The following is a 16,254-nucleotide window of genomic DNA, read 5'->3' as shown; positions in this document are numbered from 1 at the left end:
CCGTTGTCCTAGTCGTACCCGCCGCCGCAACAGGGGCGCCATCCCCGATGGCACCGAACCGGGCGCGCCCTACGCTTCTCTGCCGGACAAGACCTACCCGCGAGGAGAATTCAGTTGATGCAGCCCCCAGAAACCCTCTATGACTTCGTGGCCACGTTGCTGAGCGACGCCACCGCTCGGTCGGACTTCGGTGCCGACCCGACGGGCACGCTCGCCGAGGCGGGCCTGCAGGACATCACCCCGCAGGACGTGCAGGAGGTTGTCCCGCTGGTCCTCGCCTACGCGCCGAACGCCGGTCTCGCCTCGCTGGAAGCCCGCCTGTCCGAGCTGCCGTCCGACCCTGCGGCGGCGGTCGAGCACCTGCAGGTCGTCGCGCAGTCCGCGGCCGAGGAGAACGTCATGGCCCCGAGCTCGCTCAACATGGGCGCCGACGGCGGCTACGATGGCGACCCGTTCAGCAGCGCGCTCAGCGGCAACGGCGGCCTTGACGGCTTCGCAGGCGAGATGGCGTCGGAGTCCGAGTTCGGCTCGATGACCGGCGACGCATGGGGGTCGCAGGAGTCCCTCGGTCTCGCAGGCACCATGACCGGCGCGCAGAGCAGCGGCGCCGCAGGCGCCAGGGGCGACCTGGACGGCGTGGAGAGTGCCATGGTGGCGGGCTCCCCGCTCGGCTCCTTCACCGGAACCTCTCAGCTGTCCGCTGACGGAGCAGCTGGCGAGTTCGAGGCTGCCGGGTCCGAAATGGATTTCGAGTCCGACGGGCACTTCGGTGCCTCAACGGACAAAGTGCACGGTGGCGGCAGCGGCGACTCCCAGCTCGGCAGCGTGTACGCGCACGGCGCCGGTGGCCCTGACGGCTTCGAGTTCAACAGCCACGGCGACCCTGGCTCGTCCCTCGACGGTGACACGCTGGCCAAGGGCGGCGAGGCCGCCGCTGGCACGGTGGCAGGCTATGTGTCGTCCGGCGGCGACGCCTTCGCGAGCCAGATCAGCAATGGCGGCGACGCGCTCGGCGCGTTCCTGACCGGTACCGCCAGGACCGGGTCCGACTACATCGGCAGCGGCGCCGACTACACGGCAGGGCATGTCTCGAGTGGCTCCGACGAGCTCGCCGGGCGGATCGAGCAGGCTCCGGCGCAGCTGCAGTCGCCGGGCGAGTTCGGCACCTCCCAGGTGCAGGACGCGCGCTCCGAGCTGCCGTCCAGCGATGACCTGCCGACTGGTGGTCTGCCGACCGGTGGCCTGCCGACCGGTGGCCTGCCGACGAACGGCCTGCCGACCGGCGGCGACCTGCCGGACGCTGGCGTGCCGTCCGAGCTGCCGAACCTGCCGGTGGAGAACCCGCTGCCGGATGCCCCGGGGACGGAGCTGCCTGAGGCACAGCAGCCGTCGCTCAACACCGTCGAGGAGGGCGTCAGCAACAGCCCGCTCGACAGCGCGGTGCCGCAGGACGTGCCGACCCCGGGTCTGGGCGATGGCGCCGGCGATCTTGGCATTGGCGGCTAAATCAGACACATTCAGTAGTTGTGAGGTGGCTTGGTTCGTGATTTCGAACCAAGCCACCTTCACGTTTGGGCGATGACACGGCACACTCTCCGCGATGGCACCGCCCTGGCTCGACATCCTGGACGACACGATCCAGGCATGCGTCACGCACAACCGACAGGATCTGGCGCAACCGCTGTGGGAACGAAGAGCACGGCTGTTGGAGCCGAACCTGCGGATCCTTGTGCTCGGTGAATCGGGTCAGGGCAAGAGCCAACTGATCAACGCGCTGGTCAACGCCCCGGTGTGCGCGGTGGGGGATGACCTGACCACACGCGTGCCCGCGATCGTGGAGTACGCGGACACGCCGAACGCCGCGATGATCGCCGACACCGGCCCTGATAGGCGGGGCGCCATCGAAGGCGGCACGGGATCAGGGCGACGACTGCCGGTACCGATCGAATCGGTGACGAACCGGGCGAATTACGACGCGGCCACCCCGGGAAGCGACGTGGTGCACGCCAGAATCGGCCTGCCGCGCGAACTGTTGCAGACCGGCCTCGTGCTGGTCGACACGCCACCGGCCGATACGGGCCATCTCTCGAACGTGCTGTCGGAGGTGCTGTGCGCGGACGCCGTGCTGCTCGCCACGGATGCCACCAGTGAGCTGTCCGCGAGCGAACGTGAGCTGCTTGAGCGGGTAGCACGCATCTGCCCGACCGTGCTCGTAACGCTCACCAAGATCGACATCGTGCCTGACTGGCAGAACGTCGCGGAACGCACTCGAGCTCAACTCGCTGAGGCAGGACTGCCAGCGACCCTCGTCCCCGTCTCCGCCACTCTGCGCATGGTGGCGGCCCGCTCCGGTGACCGTGCGCTCAACGCGGAATCCGGCTTCGAGGAACTCGTGCGCCGGCTGCGCTACGACTGGCTGGAGCGGTCCGACGTGCTGAACCAACGAGCCGTCGCCGCGCTGAGCGAGGTGACCGTCGACCGGTTGATCAGGACGCTGCACGACGAGCACGCGGAGATGCAGCGCGGTAGCGGCGGGGACGCCGTCGCGCGCTGGCACGCGGCAGGGCGCGAGGTCGAGCAGCTGCAACGGGTTTCGGCCCGCGGGCAGACGTTGCTCTCGGACGCGGTCGCCGACCTGACCTCTGATCTGGAGTTCGATCTGCGCGACAGGACCCGACGGATCCTGCGGGAGGTGGACGAGTACTTCGAAGCGGCGGACCCTTCCCAGACCTGGCAGGACTTCGAGGAGTGGCTGGAGGACCAGCTCACCGATGTGGCGGAGACGAACTTCGGTTGGCTGTTTGAGCGGTTCGACTGGATCGCGCACAAACTCGCCCGGTATATCGCGCCGCATCGCCCCGATCTCGTGCCCGATGTCGGCATCGGGGACGCGCCACTGGAACACGCCAACGGACTGCGCAAGCCCAACGTGGAGAAGTTCTCGGTGGGACAGCAGCTGTTCGTTGGCATGCGTGGCTCCTACAGCGGGCTGCTGATGTTCGGGCTCGCCACGACGGTCGCCGGAATGCCGCTGATCAACCCGATCTCGCTCGGTGCGGGTGTCGCGTTTGGACTCAAGAGCGTGTTCGAGGAACGAGGAAGCCGCCTCAAGCGCAGGCAGACGGTCGCCAAGACGGCGGCACACCGCCACGTCGACGACTTCTATCTCGCCTGCAGCAAGGAAAGCAGGGACACCGCCCGCCGGTTGCAGCGCATGCTGCGCGACCGCTTCACGCGTTACGCCGAGGAGCGCCGCGCCGAGATCACCGCGTCAGCCAAGGAACTCAAGAAGGCGGTTGACACCGAGACAACGGAGAAGAACCGGCGTACCAAGGAAATCTCCGCCGCGCTGGAGAAACTGGGCACGCTGCGCCAGCGAGCGCGGAGCCTGGACAACCAGGTGCAGGCGTCGATCGTGCCGGCCCCGCGCGAGCTGACGGCGTGAACACGACGGCTACCGCGGAACTCACCCTGGTCCTGCTTGACCGGGCGGTCGAGCTGTACCAGGACAATCCGCGCGCTGTAGACATGCTGCGTCGGCAGCGGGCGCGCTTCGACGAGCCGACCCGGCTGGCCGTGATCGGCTCGCCCCGCGCTGGAAAGTCCACAGTGGCCGGTGCGCTGAGCGCGTCCGGCCGCTCGCTGCGGGAGATCGTGCCGGTGGATACCTCTGGCGTCGAGCCGGATGCCGCACCAGGCGAGATCCGTGCACGGTGCGCGGACGCTGACGCCGTGCTCTGCCTGCTCCGCAGGCCGCAGGGTGCGGAACTGGACCTACTACGTGCGGTCAATGAACATCCGGTGGCGCAGACCGCGCCGGTCAACGCGGTGGCCGTGCTGTCGCGGGCGGACGAACTCGGCGGAGGCAGGGCAGACGCGGTGATCTCGGCGCGGCAGATCGCGCGCCGCGCCCGGCGCGAACCAGAGCTGCGCGCACTATGCCAAGACGTCGTCGCGGTAGCAGGTCAGGCGGCGAGCGCGGGGCGGACGCTGGATGCCACCGAGTTCGGCGCGCTGCGGACGCTCGCCAGTGTGCCGACGGAGCTGTTGGAGGCGCAGCTGCTGTCCGTGCAGCGGTTCGCAAGCACCCAGGCGCCACTGCCCGTCGACGCGGGCACGCGGGAGCGGTTGCTCGAGCGGCTCGGGCTGTTCGGGGTGCGATTGGCTGTCACACTGGTCCGGCAAGGCAACGACACGCAGCCCACGCTGGCCGCACAGCTCGCGCAACGCGGCGGTCTCGCGGAGCTCCGCGAGACGGTCGAGCGGTTGTTCGTGACGCGGGCCGATGTGCTCAAGGCGCGCGGCGCGCTGCTCGCACTGGACGTCCTGCTGCGGATGGAGCCGCGACGTGGCAGCGCTGCCCTGCTCGCCGAGCTGGACCGCATCCTGACTGGCGCGCACGAGTTCCACGAGCTGCGGCTGGCGTCCGCACTGCTCGGCAACCCCGCGCTACTCCCCGACGGGCTGCGCGAAGAAGCCATACGCTTGATCGGCGAGCACGGTCTCGGACCGGCGGAACGGCTCGGGCTGCGAGAGTCGTCCGGCGCGCAGGTCCAGGAGGCACTCCGCGACACTCTCCGCCGGTGGCGCCTCGTCGCACAGTCCCCGGACTTCGATTCCATGGCGCGCCGCGCGGCGCTCATCGTCCTCCGCAGCGTCGAGACCATCGCGACGGGCGGTCCAGCCGTGCCGGTCGGTCCAGGACGTCGATGACCACGCTACTCGCTCGTTGGGCGATCGACGTTGATGTGACCAGCAATCCGGGCGAGAACGCCGCGAGCGTCATCGCCCTCGGCGGCAACAGTCCAGAGCTCGTCGAGCGCGTCATTGTAGAGCCGGACATCGTCCGGCTCTCGTGTAACGAGTTCGGTGTCTAACGTTTCGACGCGCACCTCGTCATCGAGGATGGTCCAGCCATGCATGATGGGAAACGGCAGCCGCGCGCTGCCCGGAATGATGCCGAAGCGAACGGTATGCACGGTCCCCAGCGCCAACGCGAACAGCCGATCATACTGCGCGGCCATGACGTTTGACGGTGCGATAGGCGAGTTCAGCGCGGCCTCGGTCACCAACAGTTCAATGCGTTTGTCCTCGTCGTAGAGCACGTTCTGCCGCTGCATCCGCGCCGCGACGGCGGCACCCGCGTCGTCGTGGGTGCCTTTGATCGCCGCTAGACTCCCGAACACCGCTCGCGCGTAGCCAGCAGTCTGCACAAGGCCTGGCACGAGTGCGGTTTCCACGACACGAATCACGCCCGCACGCTGCTCCGAGACTCCATATGCTTGCTGTACTGGCTGGTGCCCTCGGCGCAGTTGGCTCTTCCAGCGTGCTTGTTCGAGCCGGATCGCGCGGAGGTGACTGAGGCGTTCGCCGAACGCGGCCCACCGATCTTCTACCATCACGTTCTCCTACTAGATGCCAGGTAACGACCAGCAGGGACTAAGCATCGCCCTGAGCCGTTCAGCGTCTGCCCGCTGGTTGAGCGTGGTCATCCAGTCAGCCGAGTCAGGATCGTGCGGGCATCGTCGCCCTCGGCCGCGACTTTCCAGAGTCGGTCCGTGTAGTCGATGTAGGTTTGCACCTCGTCCGGGTCTGTGATGCGCCGTTCGAAGGTGAGCGTTTCGACCATCACGAGACGGTCGACAATCCAGTATCCGTTCACAAGCGGGAACGGCAGCTGTGTGCCAACAGGCAGAACACCCAGCCGGAGATTGGGCGCTCCGATAGTCGCGATGAGGCGGTGAATTTGACCGGTCATGACCTCGGGCGGCGCGATCGGGTGCGTAAGAGCCGCCTCGGCGATGATGAATTCGAGGGACTTGCCGGGCTCGTAAAGCACCTGCTGGCGGCGCATCCTTGCGCGCACGGCATCGGCGATGTCTTGATTACCGCCATGCAGGGAGGCCGATGCGAGCAGGACATGCCGGGCGTAGTCGGCCGTTTGCAATAGTCCAGGTACTACTGCCAACTCGACAGCGCGGATCGATTTCGCTGCGGATTCGAGGTCGAGCGCTTCATCCTGCCGCGCCCGATGGCCCGCGCGCACCTGCTGCTTCCACGCGATGCGTTCGTCGCGGACAGCGCTGAGTTCTGCGCGCAACTGCTCGGCCGTCTCTTCGTCGACGTCGGTGGCAGCGAGCCATTCATCGAGGTCAGTGTCACTCGCGACCTGACGTCCGTTCTCGATCTTGGACACCTTTGGAGGGTTCCAGCCCAGGTGTTCGGCGAACACCTTCGCCTCATGAAACCCGGCCTGTAAGCGCAGGTTACGAAGGTGCTCGCCGAATTCCGCTCTTTGCTCGAACGTCACGCCTGCTGGAACCTCGGATCATCCTGGAACGGACGGCTGAACTGCCAGGCCGTCGACTGGAACTTTCGGCACGTATCCAGCGCCTCGGGGTCATCAGTCAACTCGGCGCCCTGGAAGGCGCGGTTGTCATCGAAGCGCATCAGCGCCACAAGGGAGTCGTCGAACAACCAGAAGTCGTAGTCCGGGAGGTCGTGGGCAACACGGTCCTGCTCGTCAAGGACTCGGATCTCCTCACCAGCCTCGGCGTTGATGTGGGCGATGTGCATCTCCCACCGCAAGTAGTCAGTAAGAGGATCCGGCAGAACGCGCACACGCTGGAACTTCCGTCCAGCTGCAGTCGCGGCGCGCACGCCGTCCAGCCACGGACGCATCCACTCCAGATCGTCGTATTCACCGTCGCGGAACTTTCGCCACGGTTCGGCCTCGAACGGTTCCCGGTAGTCCGCCTGCGCTTCGTAACGGAAGGCGTACTTGGTGAAGCTGGTGAACAGCTTGCCGAACTCCTCACCGGTGACCAGTCGTGTCACGACACCTCCGGCGCAAACGTGAGTAGGTGCTTGGGGATCTCGACAACTGTCTCATGATCGGGGATGCCGTTGCCGTGCTTGCGTAGCTCGGCGAGCGCCTCGCCGTCGGCGACCTTCGCGCCTTGCACAAGGTAGGTGCCGCGGTCGGTCTCGTACAGCGTGGGGCACTGTCCGGTCGTCGACGTCGTGCCCCAAGAACTTCACCTTCATGAGGTCTCCGATCGTAGGGGAATGTTTCTCGCAAGGGTTATCCAACCCGCACCCACTGCACCATAGATTCGCCCAACAGTGTATCCGATGGAGTTAGTTTCTCGAAATTCTTGATAGTTGCTCGGCAAGTTCTCAGACTGTAGGGGTGATGGCAAGACACACGAACGTGCGGGAGTAGAGCGATGCCACATCGATCAGAGGCAGGCTGCTCGCCACCGAGCGGCAGGCAGCTCATCATCACACGGTTCTATCCAGAGCCGATCATCATCACAGACGAGGAGATACGAGCGGACGAGGCCGAGCGCGAGGCCGACGAGGCCGAGCGCGAGTCTGAACCGGAGCGAGAATCGTGAGCCGTCACCGCCACGCATGGGATCGGCAGCGCCGTAGCGACCGGCAGGGAGCTGTTGTGGCGGCCACCGTGCTACTCGCGTTAATCACCTTCCTAACGTGGGTAGCACTCCGGGTGGTGATGCTCTGGTGACGACTCGAGGCTGCTCAGAACAGTTTCCCGAGGCCGTTGGCGACGAACTTGCTGCCGTCTTTGAGGGTGTCGACGGCACCGCCCACGACGTTGGCGGCACCGTCGACGACGTCGTGGGCAGCGCCTTCCAGGTCGCCGGTAGCGAGGTTGCCGACGACTTGCGCGCCTTCGTAGCCGATCCGGTATGCGGTGTCAGCCCCTGGGATCGGAACATCCAAGCCCGGCGCGACGGGTTCCTCCAGGTAGCTCCGTTCGGTCACGGCGCCGTCGTCGCCGGTGGCGATGTGAGCCAGGTTGCGCAGCGAGTCCGACCCCTGGTCGTAGTACGTGGTGTGCGCGTCGACGACGTTGGCGTCGGCATCGGTGTCGAACTGGCGCGCGCCGAAGTCCGGATCGTACGGCCCGCTGGAACCGTCCTCGGTGAAGTACGTGCCGTTGGTGCCCTGGATGACCGGGTCGTGCTCGTTACCACCCGCCCACACCGTTGCCCCGCCGAGCTGGTCGGCGTGCGAGGCGCCGACGCCGGGTGAGCCAACGAAGGCGATGTCATCCGCGTCCATACCGGACATCCCGGCGTAGCCGACGGTGGCGCTGCCGTAGGAGTGCCCGATCACGGTGACATGCTGGCGCGGTGTCCCCGCGGCCTCCGCCGCGGCGCGATACCCGTCGACGTCGGCGGCCAGCCGGTCACCACCGTCCTTGGCGCCGATGTCCGAAGCGACCGAGTGGTCCCAGTCCGGGGCGTCGTAGCCGAGCCACGCGATGGTCGCGGTCCCGTCGGCGCCCATCTCACCACGCAGGTTGGCCGCCTGGGCGGTGAAGTCACTGCCGATCGTGGTGCCGGTTCCCGGGACCGTGACCGCGACATCGCTGGCGGTGTCCGGGTTGCCGAACGCGACCGCGAGCGTGCCTTCTTTGCGGCCCGGACCGTCGGGCGAGTACGCGAGCACGTGGACGTCGTCGGGCGGCAGGTCGTTGTCCACAGCGTTGCGGGACGCGCGCTCCAGGTTTTCGTACGCGGCGTCGGCGTTGTCCGCCCGTCGCTCGGCTTCCAGCTTCGCGTCCAGGAGGTCGGACAGCGCGGGATCGTTCGCCTCACGCATGGAGTTCTCATCGAGCGCGATGCCGAGCTCGCGTGCACGGTCCAGGGCTTGTCGCCGCAGGTCATCGGCTTCGGCGGCATACCGCACCCGATCGACGTCGATGCGCCGGCGATTCGCGGTGTCCAGGACCTCCGCGGGCAGGCCATGGAGTTGGCCGAGCCGTTCGAAGTCCGTCAGCAACAACTGGTCCCGCTGCTCGTCGCTCAGCGAGCGCCACCACCGAGCGACCTCGGCCGGATCCGACCCCGGTGGCGGCACGGTGGGAGTGGCCTGCGGGCGACTCGCCCGCCAGGACCGGCTCGACGCCGTCTTCTCGAACGCCGGGGACAACCGGGCGAGCACGCCAGCCTGCGCCCTGAGCTGCTGGTTGTAGGCGTCCACGAGCTGTTCGAGTTCCGCCGTCACCGACCGCGCCAGCTCAGAGCGGTCGGAGTCGGCGGTCGCGGTCGAGCGCCAGACGTCGATCACCCGATCAGCCGCCTGCCTGGCCGACTCGTAGGCGCTCACGACGGTCTCCAGCGCCCGCCGCGCGGCGGTCAGGTTCTCCGTGGCCAGCGACGCGGCGGCGATCGTGTCGTCAGCCCGCCGTGTGAAGGCGTCGGCGCCCTGCCCCGTCCACTCCCGCGCACGGTTCTTCGCCGACTCCGCACTCCGCTCCGACTCACTCAGCTTCTTCGCTGCTGCGCCGAACGCCTGGGCGGTGGCCGACATCTGGGCCGGGCTTGCCGACACGAGCTGGGCGTAGACCTCCTCTGGATTGGCCATCGCCTATTCCCCCAGCAGGCGCGTGAACCGATCGACGGCCTGCCGGTCCATCTCCTCATAACTCTCGGCAGCCTTCACCACCGCCTCCTCGGCGTCGTCGACCCACAGCGCCCCGTGCTCGAGATCGCTACCGTGCTCGCTCACCAGCGTGCGCACGGCCGCGGCGAACTCCCCGGCCGCGTCGACCCCGCCCATCGCGGCGGCGGGCAGCGACACGGAATTGACCAGACCAGCCGCGGAACCGATCTCATCGCAGCAATCCCGCAACCCCGGCGCCGCCGCCCGCACGGTATCGGGATCGACCTGGAACCCCGCCATCGCTGTCCCCTTCGTCGTTGACCACGTCAGTCCTGCGACGAACGCGGAACCTCCCCGGTTCCGACTGCATGATCGTCAGATTACGGCAAGATAGGGCACATGAACGCGATCACGGGGGCCGTTCACCCAACGTCGACATGGAACACCGACCGATGGACGCAGGTCGGTCGGGACCACGCGAGGCTGCTCCGCGCCGCCCTGTCCCAGGCCGAACCGGGCCTCCCGGTGCCGACGACCCCGGGCTGGACGTTCCAGGACCTCACACTCCACGTCGGCCGCTTCGCCGAGCAGGTCACCCACTACCTGAACACCCGCAGCATCGTCATGCTCCCGCCGCCCCCGATGCCCGACGGCGACCCGGTCGAGTACCTCGACCACCAGCTCACCACCCTCGACCAGGCACTGTCGGCCACCCCAGCGAACGTCCCGGTGTGGACGTTATCGCCCGCCGCACCTGATCTCGCCTGGGTCTGGCACCGGCACGCGGCCCATGAACTCAACCTCCGCCGCTGGGAAGCACAAGCCGCGCTTCGGACTCTCCAACCCACCGAGCGCGACCTCGCCATCGACGGCATCGACGAAACCCTCACCACCCTGCTACCCGCCAAGTACGGGACCGAAATTCGCGTCACCGTCACCGGCAGCGTGCTCGTCTCCACCACCGACGGCCCGGAAAGCTGGCAGATCACCCTCACCCCAGGCGAAATCCCCGCCGTCCGCGCAGCCATGGCAACCGACCACGCCGACGCCCACCTGACCTCGACCGCCGCCGACCTCCACTACCACCTGCGCAACCGCACAGATCTTGACGGCCACGGCAACCCCGCCCTCCTCCGCGCGATCATCGTCGAATAGGAACGCCATGCGACCGCTCAGCCGCCTCACCGCCCTCGCCGTGCTCGCCCTCCTTCTCACCGCCTGTGTCGGGGGCAAGACCTACGACGAAAACGTCACTTACAAGGTCGACGAGATCGCGGACAACACGTGGGCACGTCTCAGCATCCAGGGCGAAGCGCCGGGAGAACCGCTGTCACAGATCAGACATGTCAGCGCGAAACTGGACGACGTGCCGCCCGACGTCGAAGCCGGTGACGTCTTGGTCTGCCGGGTCCACCAAACCCGCAGAAACCTCGCCGACACCAACGTGGAACTCACCGTCAACAACTGCCGACGCCCATGACAGAAGGCCGTCACACAGTTCGAGAATCTGATGCCAGCACCACATACGGCGCCACGCGAGGGCATCGAAAGGGAATGAGACGAGACAAAGCCAGGGCGTTTCCGAGACTCGGAAACGCCCTGGTCGGTGTGGAGCCGCCTAGGGGAATCGAACCCCTGACCTACGCATTACGAGTGCGTCGCTCTGGCCGACTGAGCTAAGGCGGCGTGTCGCTCGGACCGGTCTAGTGTAGCGGTTGCCCGCCGCGTCACTCGCAGCCCCCACCAACATCGACTAGACAGGACGCACACACCCGTTCGACCGGAGGGACACCTATGCGGCATCGCGGCAACCGCGCGCTGGCCCTTGGCCTGGCGTGCGGGCTGCTCGCCGTCACGACCAGCGCGGCAAGCCCGGCAAGCGCAGCCAGCTCAACGAGCGCGACAATGCCGGCAGCCACGCAGCAGGAGCCCGTCGACGCTGGTCACGCCGTTGGCCACGCAGGTTCGGCCGCCGTGATGCTGCGGCTGCTTCCCGGGTCCGTCCCCGAGACGTCGATCCTGCCCGACATGGCGCAGCTCCCCTCGGACGACCGCCCGTTCGACGCGGGCTACGGGCTCGCCACCACCCAGCTCAACACGAACGCCGCGCTGCCCTTCGAGCGCAGCATCGCCCAGGCGACGCCGGAAGGGTCGCTGTTCGGCGACGTCGAAACCCCCACGGGTGGCTTCCTGGTGCAGACCGCAGCCCCGGACAACACCGAGCCGGCCACCGAACAGCTCAGCGCGCCGGATTCTCCCGCCGATGCGCTCGTCAACATCGGTGACACCACCGCCACGGTGCACGCCCGCTGGAGCAAGGATGACGGTCCGTGCCTGGACACCGCGTCGCGCGCGACCACAGAGACCGACCGGCTCGCCGCGGGCAACGCTATCCCCACCCTGCCGGACATCGACGTCACCGACCTGCCACTGCCGGACGATGCCCGCGCCGTTCGCTTCCGCCCGGACGGCGGCCTCGGGACACTCGGCGGACTGCTCTCCGGCGAAGAGCAACGCAAGAACGGCAAGGGCTCGCTGGTGCGCGTTCCGGGCGGATTCGACACGAGGTCCGAGATCTCCGTCGTAGACGCACCGGGATCGGACGACAAGGCCGTGCGGTCGACGTCGACCGTGCGCACCGAGAGCATCGAATTGCTCCCGGGCAGCCCGCTCGGCATGACGGCGACGGTGCGGCGACCGGCATCGCTCGAGGTCAGCGCCACCGGGGACCCCAAGAAGTCCGAGGTCAGCTTCGACGTCCCCATCATCACCGTCAAGCGTGGCGGCACGAAACTGTTCACCCTGAACGCCCGCAACGCCACGAAGGACATCCCCATCGGCGTCCCGAAACCCGCGTTGTACCAGCGCACGAAGGCCAAACTGGCGTCGGTGCCGATCGTGGCGGGAGCGGCGCAGACGGCGAAGGGCACACGACTCGCGCTGAGTGGCCCGGCGCGGCGGGCGGTCACCGACCTGTTCGTGCTGCGGCTCAGCGTCGGCGGGCTCAACCAGACCAGCGACAAGACGGACACGCCGATCACCGGCACCGAGTTCGCCGCGTCCGCGCGGCTATTGGACATCCAGTTGCTCCCGACTCGCGCGCTCGCCGACGCCCTGGCGTCCAAGAAGTCCGACGTCGCTGGGCTGCCCTACGAGGTGCCGTCAACGTTGGCGCAGTATTCACTCGGTGAGCAGACGGCGGGCGCGCTGGTCGCGCCGGGCGGCGTCGAGTGCGGCACCATCGTGGCCGACGCTCCTGCCGGTGACGCGGTCCCGTCGGACGTGAACACTCCGAGCACGGCGGCGACCAGCGTGCCGCTGCTGTGGGCGGGCTCGATCGCGGTGCTCATCGGCGTCGCGTTGCTGACGGTCCCGTTCCGTGCATCGAGGCGGGAAGCGCCGTCCCCGGTACCGCGGGAGTGACAGCCCTGGAAAGACGCGCGCGCACGGCTCGGCCCGGCGCTACTCCGCGAGCGTCTCGACTACTCCGCCAGCGTGGAGACCATCGCCTCCACCGCGATCCGGGGCTTGACGTTCCACAGGATCGCATCGCGACAGGCGAGCACGGCCTCCAGCTTGCGCAACGCCTGCTCCGGTGACCAGCGGCGCGCCGCCTCTGTGCTGTGCTCCGCGTGGTCCGGGTGGTTCAACCGTGACCCACTCGGCACGACAAGCACGTCCCGGTAGAAACCGGCCAGATCGACCAGCGCCAGATCGAGCGTGTCCCGCTGCGTGCGCGTCGCCCGCGACTTCTGCTTCTTCTCCAGCGCCTTCACCGCGGCCTCCGCCGACCGCTTGGCCGCGGCGACACCCTTGCCGGTGCCGTCGCCACCCATCGCGGTACGCAGTTCGGCGCGCTCGGCCTCGTCGCGTTCCTTGCTTTCCTCGGCCGCGTCCGCTTCAGCAGCCTTGATCAGCACATCCGCCGCCGCGAAGACATCCGACGGCCTGCGCAACGAAGTGGGGATCCGCAGCACTTCGGCGCGCCGCTGCCGTGCGGCGTCGTCGGTGGCGAGCCTGCGTGCCCTGCCGACGTGCCCGCCGCACACCGATGCCGCCCACCGCGCGCGTTCCTCCTCGATGCCGTCACGCTCGATGAGTACCTGCGCGATCGCGTCCGGCGGCGGCGTGCGGAGCGTGACGAGGCGGCACCGGGAGCGGATCGTCACGCTGACGTCCTCCGGGTGGTCCGATGGCGCGCAGAGCAGGAACACCGTCCGCGATGGGGGTTCCTCCACCGCCTTGAGCAACGCGTTCGACGCGCCCTCGGTGAGCCGGTCGGCGTCGGCGATGATCACGATCTGCCAGCGGCCGGTAGACGGCCGCCGCGCGGCGGTCTGCACCAGTGCGCGCATCTCGGCTACCGAGATCGACAGCCCCTCAGGGACCACGAGCCGTACGTCGGCGTGGGTGCCTGCCAGTGCGGTCCGGCATCCGGTGCACTCACCGCAGCCAGTCGCCTGCTCGCACTGCAACGCGGCGGCGAATGTCTTCGCGGCGACCGACCGTCCCGAGCCGGGCGGGCCGGTGAATAGCCAGGCATGCGTCATCGACGCCGGGTCGGTCACGGCGGAGGACAACGTCTCGACGGCGGGCTCCTGGCCGACGAGCTGCGACCACACGCTCATGACCCACCGCCTTTCGTCGCTGGCCCCGGTGTCGCGGGCACCTCGGAGGATACGTCGGCAACCGGCTCGGCCAGATCGGCGACCGTGAACTCGCCATCGGCCAGCGCTTCCTCCACCTCACGCGCGTCCCGTGCCGCGGCGGCCGCGCTCGGCGACCGCCGGATGCCCTTGAGGAGCAACACGGCCTCGACGGCCGTCCGCACCCGCTCTGCCACCTCGTCCGGCGGGCCGTCGGCGTCGATGACGACGTAGCGGTCGGGATCGGCGGCGGCCATCTCGGACAGCAGGCCTCGCATCCGCCACTGCTGGTGGGAGGCGCCGCCGTCGCCGTCCGGGGTCGGCTCGGTGTCGAGCAGCAGCGTGATGTCGGGCTTCAGCTGGTCGGTGGCCCAGTCCGCGAGGCCTTCCAGCTCGCCAGCGTCGAGCCCGGCGATCGTGGACAGGTGCGCCAGCGAGGAGTCCGCGAAACGCTCCATCACCACGATGCCGCCGTTGTCCAGGGCTGGCCGGACGTCGCGTTCCACGATGTCGGCGCGCACGGCGGCCGCCGCGAGCGCGCGGGCACGCGCCCCGGTGAGCGAGGCGTTGGTCAGGATCGACGTCAGCCGCTTGTCGTCCAGCGCGGGGTCGGTAGCGAGCGCGATCGGCTGAGTGACGTTGCGGCGCAGCCACAACGCGAGCTTGGCCGCCTGGTCGGCGGTGTCGGTGGCCGTGGTGCCTTCGATGGCGATAAGCAGGCCGTTGGCACGCTGCGGACTGCGGCGCAACACATTGCGCAGGTCCGCCATGATCGGCTCGGTGCGGCGCGAATCCATCAGCCGGTAGGCGAGGATGCCGACGAGCGCGGCGAGTATCCCGCCACCGAGCAGCACCGGCCGGGTGCCGTCGATGACGATGCGGTTGTCGAAGACGCTGATCACCCTGGGCCGCACCAACCCGATCAGCAGCGGGACGGCCGCGACCGAGCCGCCGAGGATGATCTTCATCAACGACTGATAGATGGCGTGGATCCGGCCACGGATGGCGTCGTCGACCTGGGTGCCGATGATCGTGACGCCGGTCAGGAACGCCGCCCCGGCGCACGCGCCGACCAGCGTCACAGCGGCGAGCGCGACAATCAGGTGCGGCGCGACGGCGACCGCCATCAGTGCGAACCCGGCGAACACGATCGCGATGCCGAACAGCCGGTCGTGCGGCATCCGGTGCGCGAGTTTCGGCGCGCCAGCCATACCACCAGCGAGGCCGAGGAACACGCAGACGAACATCATGCCGAACGCGGATTCCCCGGCGAGCAGGCTCGCCGCGTACGGTTTCGACGACCCGACCACCGCGCCGCCTGCCGCGAACGCGCCCACCATGCCGATGAGCAGGCCGCGCACCAGCTTCGTGCTGCGCACGTACTGGGCGCCATCCTTGATCATCTGCAGGAACCCAGCCGACGCGGTGTCCTCGGCGGCCTTCGCGCTCGCGGTGTCCTCGGCGGACTCGTGGACGTTGCGCAGCGACAACTCGGGGATACGGGTCGCGACGATGATCGCGCTGAGCAGGTAGAGCAAGCCGGTGCAGATCACCACGAACTTCGCGATGCCGAACTCACCGGTCGCGCCTTCCGGCAGACCGACCACCTGCGGCAGCACCGTGATCAGCGCGTACGAGCCCGCACCAGCGATCACGGCGAAGCCGTAGGTCATCACCATGCCGAGCTGGTTCGCCGTCTCGACCTGGTCGCGCCGGCGCAGCAGGTTGGGGACGGCGGCTTCCTTTGACGGAATCCACATCGTCGAGGCGAAGCCGACCATGAAGTTGGCCGCGAACAACCACAACGGCGAGCCGACGATGGCGATCGACAGCAGCAGCACGCACCGCACCACGTCGGCGACGACCATGACCTTGCGGCGGTCGAAACGATCGGCGAGCAGTCCACCGAGCGGTGCGAAGATCAGACCGGGCAGCAGCAGGGTGAGCACGACACCGGAGAACGCGAAGTTCTGCGCCATGTAGCTCTCGGTCAGCTTGGTGACGAAACCGGTGAGTCCGAGCAGCGTCAGCCAGTCGGCGGTGCTGCACAAAAACATAACCATCCACAATCTGCGGAATGGTTTGATCGCGAGCACGCGACGCGCGCGGTACACCGTGGAGGCGTTGGTGGCCGCTCGGGTGGCCGCGCCGCTCTCGTCTATCGGGCCAAGCACCCCAGCGATGAACCACA

General features: G+C 68.1%; 15 protein-coding genes and 1 tRNA gene. 7 read left to right on the top strand and 9 right to left on the bottom strand.

What is annotated here, in order from left to right; all coding sequences use genetic code 11:
- Positions 1 to 117: 117 nt before the first annotated feature.
- The 3 genes from AMYHA_RS05350 (at position 118) to AMYHA_RS05340 (ending at position 4,713) form a co-directional block, all read left to right on the top strand.
- The gene (locus AMYHA_RS05350; protein WP_034268561.1) at positions 118 to 1,506 is read left to right on the top strand and encodes an IniB N-terminal domain-containing protein; all 1,389 of its coding nucleotides are present in this window, start codon (positions 118 to 120) and stop codon (positions 1,504 to 1,506) included.
- A gap of 94 nt (positions 1,507 to 1,600) precedes the next feature.
- Complete coding sequence (locus AMYHA_RS05345; RefSeq protein WP_034268559.1) at positions 1,601 to 3,445, top strand: dynamin family protein; 1,845 nt, start codon at positions 1,601 to 1,603, stop codon at positions 3,443 to 3,445.
- Positions 3,442 to 4,713 carry a hypothetical protein gene (locus AMYHA_RS05340; RefSeq protein WP_231104636.1) on the top strand — a complete coding sequence of 424 codons (1,272 nt, stop codon included), beginning with the start codon at positions 3,442 to 3,444 and terminating at the stop codon, positions 4,711 to 4,713. Before AMYHA_RS05345 ends, AMYHA_RS05340 begins: the two co-directional genes overlap by 4 nt.
- A gap of 5 nt (positions 4,714 to 4,718) precedes the next feature.
- Here the strand turns inward: AMYHA_RS05340 and AMYHA_RS05335 are convergent, their stop codons facing one another.
- From AMYHA_RS05335 to AMYHA_RS28160, 4 genes are all read right to left on the bottom strand, one after another.
- Positions 4,719 to 5,399 (bottom strand): DUF5753 domain-containing protein, encoded by a 681-nt coding sequence (locus AMYHA_RS05335; RefSeq protein ID WP_269189732.1) that lies wholly within the window; start codon positions 5,397 to 5,399, stop codon positions 4,719 to 4,721.
- Between the two features lie 89 nt (positions 5,400 to 5,488).
- Positions 5,489 to 6,310, bottom strand: coding sequence for a helix-turn-helix domain-containing protein (locus AMYHA_RS05330; protein WP_034268556.1), 822 nt, complete (start codon positions 6,308 to 6,310; stop codon positions 5,489 to 5,491).
- Positions 6,307 to 6,837 (bottom strand): DUF6879 family protein, encoded by a 531-nt coding sequence (locus AMYHA_RS05325; RefSeq protein WP_034268554.1) that lies wholly within the window; start codon positions 6,835 to 6,837, stop codon positions 6,307 to 6,309. The genes AMYHA_RS05330 and AMYHA_RS05325 overlap by 4 nt, the downstream gene beginning before the upstream one ends.
- Positions 6,834 to 6,965 carry a hypothetical protein gene (locus AMYHA_RS28160; protein WP_269189731.1) on the bottom strand — a complete coding sequence of 44 codons (132 nt, stop codon included), beginning with the start codon at positions 6,963 to 6,965 and terminating at the stop codon, positions 6,834 to 6,836. The genes AMYHA_RS05325 and AMYHA_RS28160 overlap by 4 nt, the downstream gene beginning before the upstream one ends.
- 264 nt (positions 6,966 to 7,229) lie before the next feature.
- Here AMYHA_RS28160 and AMYHA_RS26840 point away from each other — a divergent pair, with 264 nt between their 5' ends.
- Complete coding sequence (locus AMYHA_RS26840) at positions 7,230 to 7,400, top strand: hypothetical protein (protein WP_157361829.1); 171 nt, start codon at positions 7,230 to 7,232, stop codon at positions 7,398 to 7,400.
- 145 nt (positions 7,401 to 7,545) lie between these two features.
- Here AMYHA_RS26840 and AMYHA_RS05315 read toward each other — a convergent pair whose 3' ends face one another.
- Both AMYHA_RS05315 and AMYHA_RS05310 read right to left on the bottom strand, forming a co-directional pair.
- On the bottom strand, positions 7,546 to 9,399 hold the full coding sequence (locus AMYHA_RS05315) for an alpha/beta hydrolase (RefSeq protein ID WP_051399563.1): 1,854 nt from the start codon (positions 9,397 to 9,399) through the stop codon (positions 7,546 to 7,548).
- A 3-nt stretch (positions 9,400 to 9,402) separates the two neighbouring features.
- On the bottom strand, positions 9,403 to 9,717 hold the full coding sequence (locus AMYHA_RS05310) for a hypothetical protein (protein ID WP_051399562.1): 315 nt from the start codon (positions 9,715 to 9,717) through the stop codon (positions 9,403 to 9,405).
- Between the two features lie 99 nt (positions 9,718 to 9,816).
- Between AMYHA_RS05310 and AMYHA_RS05305 the strand changes: the two genes are divergently transcribed.
- Positions 9,817 to 10,572 (top strand): maleylpyruvate isomerase N-terminal domain-containing protein, encoded by a 756-nt coding sequence (locus AMYHA_RS05305; protein ID WP_051399561.1) that lies wholly within the window; start codon positions 9,817 to 9,819, stop codon positions 10,570 to 10,572.
- A gap of 7 nt (positions 10,573 to 10,579) precedes the next feature.
- Complete coding sequence (locus AMYHA_RS26835; RefSeq protein WP_034268551.1) at positions 10,580 to 10,897, top strand: hypothetical protein; 318 nt, start codon at positions 10,580 to 10,582, stop codon at positions 10,895 to 10,897.
- 129 nt (positions 10,898 to 11,026) lie between these two features.
- On the opposite strand, the gene AMYHA_RS05295 is transcribed toward AMYHA_RS26835, so the two are convergent.
- Positions 11,027 to 11,103 (bottom strand) — tRNA-Thr (locus AMYHA_RS05295).
- Between the two features lie 108 nt (positions 11,104 to 11,211).
- On the opposite strand from AMYHA_RS05295, the gene AMYHA_RS05290 reads away from it, so the two are divergent.
- Positions 11,212 to 12,840, top strand: a complete 1,629-nt coding sequence (locus tag AMYHA_RS05290; protein WP_034268548.1) for a hypothetical protein — start codon at positions 11,212 to 11,214, stop codon at positions 12,838 to 12,840.
- Between the two features lie 59 nt (positions 12,841 to 12,899).
- Here AMYHA_RS05290 and AMYHA_RS05285 read toward each other — a convergent pair whose 3' ends face one another.
- Together AMYHA_RS05285 and AMYHA_RS05280 are read right to left on the bottom strand one after the other, a co-directional pair.
- Complete coding sequence (locus AMYHA_RS05285; RefSeq protein WP_051399560.1) at positions 12,900 to 14,045, bottom strand: DNA polymerase III subunit delta'; 1,146 nt, start codon at positions 14,043 to 14,045, stop codon at positions 12,900 to 12,902.
- Positions 14,042 to 16,159 carry an MFS transporter gene (locus AMYHA_RS05280; protein WP_269189777.1) on the bottom strand — a complete coding sequence of 706 codons (2,118 nt, stop codon included), beginning with the start codon at positions 16,157 to 16,159 and terminating at the stop codon, positions 14,042 to 14,044. The genes AMYHA_RS05285 and AMYHA_RS05280 overlap by 4 nt, the downstream gene beginning before the upstream one ends.
- Positions 16,160 to 16,254 lie beyond the last annotated feature (95 nt).

The sequence above is a fragment of the Haloechinothrix halophila YIM 93223 genome (genome assembly GCF_000504245.1).
GTDB lineage: Bacteria > Actinomycetota > Actinomycetes > Mycobacteriales > Pseudonocardiaceae > Haloechinothrix_A > Haloechinothrix_A halophila.
The sequence above is the reverse complement of the archived record's forward strand: the minus strand, read 5'-3'. Positions and strand labels throughout refer to the sequence as shown.